Source organism: Streptomyces sp. AK08-02 (assembly GCF_033795085.1).
GTDB classification, from domain to species: domain Bacteria; phylum Actinomycetota; class Actinomycetes; order Streptomycetales; family Streptomycetaceae; genus Streptomyces; species Streptomyces echiniscabiei.
The window spans coordinates 56,828-69,001 of sequence record NZ_JARAZV010000013.1; the positions used below are offsets into that span (position 1 = coordinate 56,828).

Genomic DNA, 12,174 nt, shown 5'->3' on the forward strand with positions numbered 1-12,174 from the left:
CGACTTGGCCAGAGGTGGCAGATCCGGAGAACGGTTATGACGATCTATGACAGAGGGCAAAGTTGTCCGTTCTCACCCAAGCCAGCCGCCGTCTCATCGAATCCAGTCGGCTGACCTGAAGGGCGGGCATCATGTTGCGTCATCACAGGCTCCGCAGCAGACGGTCCCGCTCGTACGCGGCCTGTTCCTCCTCGCGCCGACGTGCGTACTCCGCCGAGCTCGCGACTTCTGAGGCGTCGAGGTGCACGAGATAGTCCCAGCGGCCCCGGTCGTAGCCGTCGGTGTTCTCCCAGGGCTCTGCGAGGCCGCGCAGTCGGTTCCAGTGACGCATCCGAGCCCGGAGGAGTTCGGGCGAGCCGTCGTCGTAGCGGAACGAGGCGCGCACCGGCTTGACTAGGTCCCGCAGGACACGCGCCAGAGCGGCCGCCGCGTTGTACGCGTCGCTGGAGAAGTGGTTCGCAGACCGCATCGCGTCGAACCGCGCGCTGAGGAAGGCTTCCAGTGCGTCGACGTCAGCTTTGGTGAGCGCGGCGGCATGGGTCAGCTCGCCAGCCGGGGCCGCGGACTCAGTGACGGTGCTCATCAATCCCCTATCGGAAGGACCGGCACGGACCGGCCGTCATTTCGCGATTGTCGCGTTGGGAGGTTATCCGACGCAATTGTCCGTGACTCGTGGACGCGTTCCGGGCAAGTCGGCGACGGACGTCCTCTGCGCGGCCGGACATCAATGAGACGACGGCTGACTTGAGTGTAGGGTCCACGACTTCGTGAGCAGTGCGTCCTGCGACGATGCCGAAATCCGAGCTCCGTGAGCACTGGCTGAGTCGGTCTGGCATGAGCAATCTCGCATGTGAACGGCCGCTGGCAGTCACGGTCGGTAGGGATGCCGGTTCCGCTCACAGCTGTTCAGCAGAGAAGGCTGGTTCGGGCGGGCGGGGTAGTGTCGGACGGGTACGGCTCGGCTCATCTACAGGGATGGGGCCGAAGCTCGCTGTCCGCGCCGAGACGGGCTGTTTACATGACAGGAGTGCCGGGCTCGGCGCGCCACGGTTCGTCAGGTCCGGGGAGGCGGCAGTCGAGGACTTTCGCCGCGACGATGGCGCCGTGCTGATCGCGTTGTTCCTGGGCGCTCGCATCCTGTTCGTGTTGCACGGACAGGATCGTGTGTGCCCGGTGTCGCTTCCTTCGCTCTCTTTCGTTCCAGCGGTCGCAGTCGAAGTAGCCGATGAGGTAAATGCCTGCGGTTCGGGGGGTGCGCAGGTAGTCGCGGACGAGTTGGTTGGCCAGCGCGGTGGGCAGGTCCTGGTTCCAACATCCTTTGCATTCGATGACGACGGTCAGCGGGTCGTCACCGTCGGCGGGCGGAGCGGTGGCCTGGATCTGGATGTCGGTGCGTCTGCCGGCCAATCCGGGACGGGCAACTTGGACCTCGCGGTTGATCACTACGCGGTGGCCACCGATGTCTTGGCGCAGGAAGGCGGCGACCAGGTCGCTGAAGTCTTCTTCCCAGCACGGCCACCATTCAGCGTGGTCCACTTGCCCCTTCTGGCGGTTCCACAGGGCCACTACCAGGCCGTTGGGACCTTGGAGGACCGCTTCGAGTCTTTGCAGGCTGGCCACCACGATGTCCAGAAGGTGGCGTTCATCGGAGATGATCCGGAGGCTGGCGTCCCTGGCCAGGCGCAGAAGAGTGGACGGGGCCACGGGAACGGCTTGACGGTCGGCGGCAGAGTAGGCGACCTCCTTGGCGCGCTTGCGCAGATAAGCAAGATCCGGAAAACGGGTTGCAAGGGCATCCAATTGCCGGGCTGCTGCCATGGTGTTCTTGTCGATTAGCAGGACAAGCAGGCTGTTTTGCAGCTCGCGGTTCCAGTCACGGACGGCCCCTGTTACGGAGGCACGGGTATCGGGTGATAGGCCGACGTGGTCGGTGACCATGGCATACAGGTCCGCCAGGTCAGCCTCCGGGAGGCTTGCCACCTCGGGCGGCCATTTGTCAAAGGTCGCAAAGAACTGATCCAGCAGAGCCGCCAGGACACCTGGCCGTAGCAGAATGTTCTTGAGGGTGGGCCAGAGGCTGTGCAGCCGGGGGCTTGCCAAGACTGCGGTGGCGGCACAGATCCACCGTGGGGACTCGGCGGCGCTGCGTTGCAATTCCGAGTCCGCCACGATTGCGCCCAAGGCTTCGTCGGCCTGCTGGTTGCCAGCGAGGGCGAGAGACGTGAGGACCGTGTTCCACTGCCAGACCTCACGTCCGGAAGCCTGTGCCCACGTGAGCACAGCCTCGACGGCAGAGGTCGCGTCCGCTCTCTCGTAGACGTGGGTGAGGTAGCTGAGGACTGAGTAATCGCATCCGTCCAGCGCCTGCGTAAGCAGAATCGAGAGCTCTCGGCCGGCCAGGTTGTTGCAGCGGTTGATCAGCGTACGCCGCAGGGCGACGTCGTCCTCTGTATAACAGGGGCTGGCCGCAGCCGCGATCGAGGCTGCGGCCGCGCGGCGGGGATCGTTCAATGCGTCCGCCAGACGGGATGGGTTCAGCACGGCGAGCGCCGTAAGTGTGGTGACGGCCTGGCTCCAGGTGTTGACGTCCTGACTCCATTCCGTGCCGACTGGGTCGGAGGCACCTGCGCTGAGTAGCGGTGAGCGGTGAACGACAGTCGTAGCCGCGTCGAGTAGCAGGTGATGCAGCTCGCTGCCCTTGGACGGGAACGACGGAGCCGCCGCCACGAGACCCAGCCAACCGTGGTGCGTCGCCGCCTCACTGCCGTCCGAGGTGCGGTACAGCTCAGCGACAATCTCCTGCCACCGGAGCTCCGGTGACTCCTCGCTGGCGCTGATTGCGGTGAGTGCCTGCCGCATTCGGGTCTCGTCGAATGCCGAGCGGTGGTGCTGTTCTTCCTGCTCGCGCCGGTGCTCGGTTTCTTCTGCCGCGCGGGTGTCCCACCGTACGGTGGCGGCTTTAAGCTGCGGGTCGCACTCGCGCAGTTCAAGAGCGCGCGGCAGGTCCGGGTCCGCCAGGTCCGGCGATTTCTCTACGAGGAGTGCAGCGTGTCGGCGAGCCTTGGGGGCGAGCGTGGGCCATTGCAGGGCCCAGTACACCGGCTCGTCCGTGGCGAACAAGGCGGGACTGCCCGGCCGGGATATGAGCCGGGCGACCTGGTGGTCGTCGGCGCGTTCTAGGACGCGGCGGCCAAGTTCCCGGCGCAGTTTCGGCTGGTCCTCCAGTACCTCGCCCACCGCCTCGGCCAGTTGGTGCCGGTCATCGAAATCGGCACGTCCTGCCAGGGTGAGCAGGGCCTCGGCGATCTGGGCGAGCCGCCGGTCGCGCGGTGCGTGATCGGTATTTGCGGCGTCGTCGAGGAGCGCGATCGCCCTGGCGAGTACACGCACTGGAAGCTGCACGGACAGCTGTGATTCACCCGCGGGGGTCAGGCCGGCTCGGGGGTGCCGGGAACCCAAAACCCGTGTCGCCCAGCCCACAGCATCGTCGATATCCTCCGGCCTCAGCCGGTGCAGAGCTCGCTCGATCAGAAGCCACGCGGCATGGAACTGGGTGGGCTCGCCTGAGGGCGGGATCAAGTCCAAGAAGTCGGGCAGCCGCAGGTACTGCGGCCACAACCGCTCGAGCGCGGTCGCGACAAGGTCTGCATCACCGCGCCAGGCCAACGCCCTCAGCCAAGCCACTCGCTCCGGGGCCAGCTCCTGGACCGGCGTCCGGCCCAGGTCCGCGTCGTTACGCTCGGCCAGCGCCTTCAGCCGGGTCGCGTGGCTCGCTTCGAGGTCCTCACTCAGTGCCTGGATAGCTAGCTGGCGCAACTTCGAATCGACCGTCTGCTCCTCTGCCACGGTCAGCAACTGATCGTTGACCTCCGACAGTCGGCAGGCGCGGGCAATACTGAGCGCGGCGGAAAGCACAGGACCAGCTGTATCGGGGCGTAGAAGGGGCCGCAGCTGGGCGGACAGCCCTCGATGATCCAGTCGGTGCAGCAGCCACCGGTCCAGACCCACCGTGTCATCGCTGCGCACCAGGTCGAGGAGCCGGTCCACCACATACTCGCGTTGCCCATCGGGGAGCGCGGTAAGGTCCGCCAGCAACAGCACCTCAGGGTCGTCCTGCAGGACCTCTGCGAACAGCTCAGGATCGTCCACCACCCGCCAGGCAGCGACCTCACGATGCCGCGTCACTACGTGCCGGGACGCTCCGTCACCGATCCACAGCAGCTGCCGCTGCGCCTCCCTGCCTATGCCGTGCCGAGCCAAGAACTGGGCGGCAAGGTATTCCTGGTAGCTGTCGTGGGCGAAGGCCCAGCGCCGCAGCCCGACCTCGACCATCAACCCGGAATCCACCAGCGCCAGCAGTTCCTCCGCCCCACAGCGAAACGACGTACCGGCAGAGCCCGGCTCGTTACCGCCCTCCAGGTCATGCAGCGCCACGTCGTTCAGCTTGGGGTCACCCTGGGTGTCATGCACTGCCTCGCAGTGGCCGAACTGCAAGGCCGCGGCAATGCGGGTGGCGAGTGCGGTCAGATGATCGGGCCCCACCCGGCACCTGTCGCGGTGGCCATGTGAGCACAGCTGCCTGCAAGCATGCCTGTAAGCGTCCGCCACCGTGGCGGGCAGGGCGCGTCCTGCCCGTTCCGCTTCCAGCAGCGGCTTCAAGGTGATCGGGGACCGGGCCAGGGCCACCGCGCCTTTCTGCTGGAGGCGTCGGGTGACCGTACGGCCGTCGAGGCCATCGCAGGCGGCAGCCATCTCCACGTCGGATCGGCTCAGCGGTGTCACACCTACCACCCGCACGGCTCTAGGCGCCCACAGTCGCTCAAGATCTTCTTCAAGACCCCTGGGCCACCGGCCCGAACGGCAGGCGATACGCAACCGAAGTCTCCCTCGCCGCTCCCGGCCGAGTTCCTCCAGGCAGGCGACCAGGACCTCATGCAAGACCCCGAGCCGGTCCAGGCCCTCATCAAGGCTGTCTAACAGGACGTACCCTGGCTCGGCCTCCGAAGCCTGCTCGAAAACGGCGCCCAACTCCTGGCGCGCACCACCCGCTTCGTAGAACCGGCCCCGCACTTTCAGATCGATCAGGTCCACGGTGTGTCCCTCGGACTTCAGCGCCGCGGCTTCCTGGATGAACAGGTCGCTCTTACCGCATCCCCGCTCGCCCAGTACCACGAGCAGTGGGTCCTCGCGTCGCTTGGTCAGCGGGACTTCGGCCCGCGCCCACGGAGACTCGACCACCCACCCGAAGTGGTCGACTTCGGGTGGAGAGCTGATCTCATGCACACGACGTATCCAGGGGTACCGGCTCCCGCCTCTGCCTACCTCGGCTACAGCACCCACGCCGTTCATGTCGGCCGAGAGTACGCGCCTTGTGACCCACCATGGAAGCGAGGTAGGCCGAGACTGGGAGTGCCGCACAGTCGATCACTACCGACCGTAACGGTTGCTAAGGCGGTCAGGGATTTGCTAATCCACTGCTAACGAACGGCCTTCATTGCTAACTAAGTCGCGGATCCTAGATTGAGTGAGAACGGACAAAAGTTCGCCTGGGGCAGACAGGAAAGATCACGGAAGGACTGGCCAACGCTTCCGAAGCATGTCAACGTGGACGTCTTCCCGGAAAAGCTGCAGGTCAGAGAGGTGTCGCCAGTGACCGTGGAGGTTGCCCAGTCCGGGTTCGCTACGACCGTCCATGCCCTACGCCTGCGCTCCTGGAAACTCGGTCCAGGTCAGCCGGCGCTGGTGACCGACCAGTTCACCGATGCCGACTTCAAGCTGGTCGTGGACGACCGCGCCGATGTTCATGTGAACAGCATGGACGGCCGGTTCTACCTCGGCTGGTTCCCGACGGGCCGTCCAGGCACCGATGGTGAGGGATGGGTGATCGCGGTCACCGGCACTGCTAAGACCCGCGGGTACCGGATGTCGTTCGACATCGAGACCCCGGCGGACATCGTCGCCGCCGCCGTGGCGCAAGTCCTGGCCACATCCCAGCCGTGCTGATCGGCGTACAGCCATCGCCCCACGCCTAACGGGGCGCTCGTACGCACTGCATACCCTGCCCTGCCCGACCCTTGGGGCACCCGTGTGTCCGCTACCGCAAGGAGTACCACCGTGGATCAACCGCCCATCCCGGAGATTACCGTCGGCGAACTCATCGAGCTTCTGTCCGCCTGCGACCGCGACGCGCCGGCCCAACTCGCCATCAACCCTCTCTTCCCTATGGCCCACCGCATCGGCGCAGTGATCCCTTCGCGGGACGAGAACGGCACACCGCTGGTCTTCATCGCGGAGGCCAATGACGCCGAACAGATCGGCCATCTCCCGCCCGACGTCGCCGTCGCCCTCGCCTGGCACGAGCCGACCGAGGCTCCCGCCCGCCGCCGACGCAAGGCGACCGGGCCTGACAACGGCAGCTGAACCACCCCCGAGCCCATGGAGGCGCCCCTGAACCCCTATCACCCCCTCGATCCTTCCCACCCCGATTCGCCAGACCCTGTGTACTGGGTCACCCCGCGCCATCTGGCCGGTGACGACGGCGCTCTCGCCGAGCGGATCTGCGACCTCCTGGCCGGCATGGGCTGGCGTATGTGGCCGACGTCCCGTCACACCCTGCTGTACGTGAGCCCGGATGAGCTGCGTGGAGCCGAGTGGATCCTGGCGGGCTATCCGTTCGAACTCGGCGGACTGCCCGTCGCCTGGCAACTCTCCGCCCGGACCCACTCCTTCAGCGCCATGACGGAATGGAACGCCTACTTCACCGCGGGCGTCCCGCACGAGGCGCTTGCCGACCTCCTCCTCGCGCTCGACGCCGGCGAGAGCCCCGACGCCGGATTCGACGAGCCGGAGACGGTCCTGACCGCGCTGGTCGCCCGGGGCTGGATACGGGACGTGGACCGCCCTCGCACGACGGTCACCGACCCCGGCTTCTCCTCCAGCGTGTCGCTGGAGGAGGTGCCGCCTCTGATCCAGGACGCGGACCCGCGCCCCGATCTTGCGGGCTGGCAGGCGTGGGCGGAACCCGTTCTGGGCGCCCCGTATCTGTGGTGCGCCAGCTTCAGCTCCAGCGTCCCCCACGACCTGGTCGCGGTCTTCGCCTCTTCGCTCGCCTCCTCGGCCCCCGTGCCACGGCGCACCCTGCCGGACGGCGCGGAGGGCCGCCTGACCGTCGTCCGCCGAAGCTGACGACGGCACCCTCCGCAGGCGCCCCTTCCAGGAAAGGTCACTTGACCCTGTCTGTTTCACCCATGTCCCCGGGACGCCGTGCGATCGCAGATGCCATCGCGGCGGCCGGACCGGGACGGCACTACCTGCACATTGTCCGACCAGTGATTGCCCGGGAGGTACTTGCCGAAGTCCTCTACCTGGGCGGTAACCGCCTGGCCCTCGGCCCTGTGAGCGCACAGCGGCTCGACCGCCTGGCCCACCTGGTGGATATGGCCTTGTCGGACACGACGAGTCGGTGCGGATCATTTGTGCTGTCGCTGGTCTCGGATGTGCCCACCGGCACGGGCCCGGTCCGCAAGGTAACCCGCTACGTCCTCGAAGACGGCCGGTGTACGGAGGCCGGGGAGCTGAACCGGCGCGAGTACGGCGCCTGCTCCGTGACCCTCGCCCGAATGGAAGCCGAACGAGCCGCCGAGGACGTACGGGTGCTTACCACTCTGCCCAGCCGCTTCCCGACCCTCTGACGACACCACCGTCGTCACCCCATCCCACGCCCGACTCCCGGAGGTCCGCTTGCCCCTGCCCTTGATCCGGCTCGCCATCAGTGCCACCACCGGCACGGCCCACCACGGTGTGCTGCTTGACTCCGAGCCCTTGACGGCCTGCGCCACGCACTCACCCGACTTGGCGCCGATCGCCCCGGACACTGCGCACTCCCTGTGCCAGAGCTGCACCCGGGCCCGTCTCATCCTCACTACGCCGCCGCACTCCGGCGGCGAACCCGAGACCCGGCCCGCCGCCGGCACCGGCAAGGGCGCTGCCGCGCATCTGCCGATCCCGGGCCACCTGATGGGCTACTGCGGCAAATCCCTCGATTGCCGCCGGAGCATGGCCCGACGGGTGTGCGCCAACTGCACCAGCTTGCGCGCTGCCCTCGACCGCTTCCGACGGCGTGCGGGTCAGCTCCTCTTGCCCGATGCCGACCCTTGCCATGGTGACGACACCTTGCTGTGGACTGCCAAGGGGAGAGTGAATCTGGTGACCGGGCACCGGCGCAACTCCGTCACGGGCAACGCCTACTGCGAGCGGCACCTCGCCGGCCCCAACCCTGGGGCCCCGAACGAATGCGCACCGTGCCGACGCCACTATCGGGAAGCCCAGGCCGGACGCCACGCCCACACCCTGCCCCACATGCAGACGCACGCTGCAGGCTGGGCGCAGCGCGCCCTCGATGTCTTCGATGCCCCTGCCTGCTCCCTGCGCTCCGGGGACGCCTACACCCTCTCCGGCTGCTCCCAGACTCACTTCGTGGTCGCCATGACCGACCGTGCCGGTGAGAGCCACACCGACGTCCTCCTCTACCTCCCCGCCGAGGAACGCGTCACCGACGTCCGCGTACGCAGGGACCGTCTGGTCACCATCCAGCGGCCACGGCCCGGCGCCGTGCCGAACCCGCCTGCCTCATAGGCGAATTCCGCTGTCCGCCGTTCAACCGTCGTGCTCGGCAGGCCCATTCGGCCTGCCGGGCTTTTGCGTATCGGGGACCTGCGGGGCACGCTGAACGAAGCGGGCGACGCCCTCACCGGCGGCGATGTGGATGTGCAGGTGACGGTTGTGCTGCTCGTCGCCGATGCTGGTGATCGCCTGACACCCGCCGTGGCGGTCGATGACCTCCGCCGCCACGGTCTGCTGCACCGCAAGGAGCTTCACGGCGGTGTCCGCGTCCAGCTCCAGCAGCGAGCGGACGTGCTGTTTGGGGATGACGATGATGTGCTCGGCGCCGAATCCCGGCACGGGAGGGCGGAAGGCCAGCACGTCATCCGTCTCGCACACCACGTCCACAGCGATATGCCCGGGCAGAACCTGCGCGCAGTACCAGTCCAGTCCGTCTGCCATGACCTGCACCGTAGAGCCGTCACGGCGGCGCCGCGAGCACCGGATACGACAGTGCCCTCTGCCGAAGACAGAGGGCACTGCGGGTGGAAGGTGGTCAGCGTGCGGACTGGGCCTTGTCGAGCGCCTTCTTCAGGTTGGCGTCCACGAGCCCCGGCGAGCCGGAGACGATCACCACAACGGTGCCCGAGCGGAGTGCCGTCTGCTTGACGATGCTGCGCTGCCCGCCAGCGGAGAACGTGAGTAGCTGGCTCCACTGCTCGTCGCCCAGTGCCGGCGCGGCCGTCTCCTGGGTGCGCATGTCGATGGCCGTACTGCCCGACAGCACCTGATAGGCGGGGCATGACACCATCGCGTCGAAGATCTCGCCGATGCCCTTCGACAGCTTCGCCGCGGTGTCGCTGTAGAGCTCCTCGCTCAACTCGGAGCCCGTGGCGCCAGCGTAGGTGAAGGACGCCTTCGCCTTGCGCGGGAAGGCGAGGCTCGTGCCGGTGGCGGTGTCGCCGCCGAGCTTTTCCAGCGCCGGGCAGCCGATCACGGTGACGTCGTCGTGTGCCGCAGGCCGCTGCGGCACACGGGTGTAGTCCTCGCCCAGGTCGCTCTCGTCGAGGAGCCGCTTGTCCAGTGCGGCCGAGGACAACGGCGCGGGCGCGGAGGCGCTCGTGCCGTCCTGCCCTGCTGGGGAGTGGGCCGAGTGCGCCGGGCTGGTGGAGCAGCTCGCCACGGTCAGAACGGCGAGGGCGCTGAGGCTGAGGACGGTCGTGGTGGGAAGGCGCATGCGAAAACCCCTAAGTGGCCTGCGAACGGTCTGACTGGGCCGGCCCTCCGGGCGCCGACGTACGCGGGAATAAGGGGGTTGGGGTTTCGCGGGCTTTAGTGGCCGAGGTGGCGCAGGCCCTCTTCGAGGGTGGGGTGGAAGTGGTCCACCGGACCGGAGTTGCGGTTGTACCAGGCCGGGTCTAGGCCGGGCTCCTTCGTCTCGTGTCCGGCGCGGCAGCGCAGCCAGATCGAGTCGTCGCGCATGCTGAAGATGATCCAGTCCCGGTACGCGCCGCACTGCGGGCAGGCACGGACCTCGCCGTCGATGACGAGCGGACGCTGCCAGCGCATCATCAGCCCCGCCACCTCCGTCCGCGACGGCACCCGCAGGTCCGGCGGCAGGAAGTCGGGCACCACCGTCTCGGCGGCCGGGGCAGGCGCGGGCGGCTCGAAGGACTGAACGGCTTCCAGCAGCGCTTGGCCCGCCTGCTGGGCCTCACGGAACTCACGGTCGGCACGACCACGTTGGAATCCGAACACCCGGTGCCCTTCTTTCGTCTGACAGGCCACAGCGAGAGTGCCTTATACGCCTGACCTGCTTCAACTCTCAGACTCCGTAATCAGCGGGCCTTGCCCGGCCCCTCGCTGCGGCTCGCCCTGGGCGTCGTCCGCCGCGGGGAGCTGGTCGAGGCGCTGCTGGTGTGGTCGGGCATCGTCGAGGCGTCGCCGGGCAGGCCGGCCGTGCGGCGCAGCCGCCACACCAGGACGTCGCTGACCGAGTCGGCGGTGTCCAGTTCCCGCCGCTCGGCGGCCTCGGTCAGGAGCGCGGCCGGGTCGTGGCCGGCGTTCTCGGCGTCGGCGAGGGTGGCCGCCAGCGCGTACCAGCCCGGCTCGGCCAGGATCTGCTCGGCCAGATGCGGCACGGTCGCCCGCAGGTAGGCGGCTTGCTTGTGCCGAAGAGGCTGCGACAGGCGTCGGCCGCGCTGGAACAGCACGCCCAGCGGAACCTCGGCCGCGGCTTGGTAGGCGACGCGCAGATACTCGGTGGCCTGGCGTGCGGCGGCGGCCTGCTGGGCATGCTGCTTCTTGTCATGCCAGTGGGCGGCGGCGGTGACCAGAAAGAACGCCATGTCGATCAGCATCGCCGTGGTCGCCCCGTCCTCTCCGCGGCCGAGCGCGGGGCCGCTGTAGACGAGGTCGCGGGCGGCCTGGCGGAGGGCGCGGTCGTGTCCGCGTTCGGCCTGGATGTGGGAGCGGGTGGCCCGCTCGAACGCGAAGGCCGCCTCGCGCAGTTGGGCACGGATGTGTGCGGCGGAGGTCTGGGCGAGCGCGTCCAGGACTTCCCCGGCTGCCGCGATCTGCGCCGCCACGAGCGTGTCCTCACCGCCATCGATGACCAGCACCGCCTGCCACGCCGCCGCAGCGGCCCGCCGGCGTGCCGTGGCCGGTCCGCTCGGCGCGGGAGCTGCGGTGGTCGGGTCAGACAGGCCGTCGGCGTTCTGGGGTGGGGCGTCGGACGACCAGCGTTTGCGGATGCGGGGCAGGGAGAGGTCGGGGGAGAGGGTGGAGCCCGCGTAGTAGACCGGTTCCTTGTTCCCGTTGCGGTCATCGGGGAGGGCGACCTTGTATCCGAGCAGGTCGCCGGAGGGCGCGACGCGTTTGCGGATCAGCACGCCGGCGGCGGTCAGCCGGTCGAAGAACTCCTTCTCGCTGGTGGCGCCGGCGACCGCGCGGCGCACGGTTTCCCTCAACTCCTCGCGGGAGGCACGGTCCTTGCCCTGGCGTTCGGCCTTGTGGCGTTCGGCGCTGGTGGGGCGCTTGGCGGCGGTGCCGTCCCCCTTGTTGAGACGGCGCAGTCCTAGCTCGGCCTCCAGGAGGCGAGCCTCGGCCTGGACGCGGGCGGCGTCGTGGTCGAGGTCGGGCTTGTAGCCGTCTTCGCGCACCAGGGTGGCGATGATGTGGATGTGGTCGTCGGCGTGCCGTACGGCCGCCCACCGGCAGCCCGCGCCCTGGGCGGGGTCGTCGATGCCGGCGGCGGCAACCATGCGGCGGGCGATGTCGCCCCACTGCTTGTCGCTGAGCAGGGGGTCTTCGGGGGCGTTACGGACGGACAGGTGCCACACGTGCTTCTTCGGCCGGTCGTCCTGGTCGATGGCGTCCAGGGGCTGGTCCAGCAGCCGCTGCAGGTCCTTGTACGTGGCCTGCGGATCGCGTCCGGGATCGGGGGCGTTGTTGTCCCAGGACGCCACGAGGTGCGGGTCGATGTGTTCTTCGTGGGTGCCCGGCCCGTACAAGTAATACAGCAGGCCGATGGTCCGCTTCCCGCGGGCGTGGATCTTGGGAACCATTCGGTGA

At 68.2% G+C, this 12,174-nt stretch carries 11 protein-coding genes; 5 read left to right on the forward strand and 6 right to left on the reverse strand.

Translation table 11 applies throughout. The features are described from left to right. Positions 1-142: 142 nt before the first annotated feature. A complete protein-coding gene (locus tag PV734_RS26660) occupies positions 143-583 on the reverse strand; it encodes a hypothetical protein (RefSeq protein ID WP_050399602.1) in 441 nt (146 codons plus the stop codon). Between the two features lie 431 nt (positions 584-1,014). Further along, positions 1,015-5,283: a hypothetical protein gene (locus tag PV734_RS26665; RefSeq protein WP_319292338.1), complete on the reverse strand. Its 4,269-nt coding sequence runs from the start codon at positions 5,281-5,283 to the stop codon at positions 1,015-1,017. A gap of 366 nt (positions 5,284-5,649) precedes the next feature. Between PV734_RS26665 and PV734_RS26670 the strand changes: the two genes are divergently transcribed. The 5 genes from PV734_RS26670 (at position 5,650) to PV734_RS26690 (ending at position 8,634) form a co-directional block, all read left to right on the forward strand. Next, a complete protein-coding gene (locus PV734_RS26670) occupies positions 5,650-6,003 on the forward strand; it encodes a DUF317 domain-containing protein (RefSeq protein WP_046912687.1) in 354 nt (117 codons plus the stop codon). Between the two features lie 111 nt (positions 6,004-6,114). Beyond that, entirely contained in the window at positions 6,115-6,420 is a 306-nt protein-coding gene (locus PV734_RS26675; RefSeq protein ID WP_233443721.1) for a hypothetical protein, read from the forward strand. A gap of 15 nt (positions 6,421-6,435) precedes the next feature. After that, positions 6,436-7,185, forward strand: coding sequence for a DUF317 domain-containing protein (locus PV734_RS26680; RefSeq protein ID WP_046912670.1), 750 nt, complete (start codon positions 6,436-6,438; stop codon positions 7,183-7,185). 143 nt (positions 7,186-7,328) lie between these two features. Further along, a complete protein-coding gene (locus PV734_RS26685; RefSeq protein ID WP_319292342.1) occupies positions 7,329-7,691 on the forward strand; it encodes a hypothetical protein in 363 nt (120 codons plus the stop codon). A 49-nt stretch (positions 7,692-7,740) separates the two neighbouring features. Further along, entirely contained in the window at positions 7,741-8,634 is an 894-nt protein-coding gene (locus PV734_RS26690) for a hypothetical protein (protein WP_046912668.1), read from the forward strand. Positions 8,635-8,655: 21 nt separating this feature from the next. Here the strand turns inward: PV734_RS26690 and PV734_RS26695 are convergent, their stop codons facing one another. From PV734_RS26695 to PV734_RS26710, 4 genes are all read right to left on the reverse strand, one after another. Then, positions 8,656-9,063, reverse strand: a complete 408-nt coding sequence (locus PV734_RS26695; RefSeq protein WP_319292344.1) for an HIT family protein — start codon at positions 9,061-9,063, stop codon at positions 8,656-8,658. Positions 9,064-9,157: 94 nt separating this feature from the next. Then, complete coding sequence (locus tag PV734_RS26700) at positions 9,158-9,838, reverse strand: hypothetical protein (protein WP_319292346.1); 681 nt, start codon at positions 9,836-9,838, stop codon at positions 9,158-9,160. Positions 9,839-9,933: 95 nt separating this feature from the next. Next, positions 9,934-10,359, reverse strand: coding sequence for a hypothetical protein (locus PV734_RS26705; protein WP_233443722.1), 426 nt, complete (start codon positions 10,357-10,359; stop codon positions 9,934-9,936). Positions 10,360-10,439: 80 nt separating this feature from the next. Then, positions 10,440-12,167 carry a relaxase/mobilization nuclease domain-containing protein gene (locus PV734_RS26710; RefSeq protein ID WP_319292348.1) on the reverse strand — a complete coding sequence of 576 codons (1,728 nt, stop codon included), beginning with the start codon at positions 12,165-12,167 and terminating at the stop codon, positions 10,440-10,442. Positions 12,168-12,174: the final 7 nt, after the last annotated feature.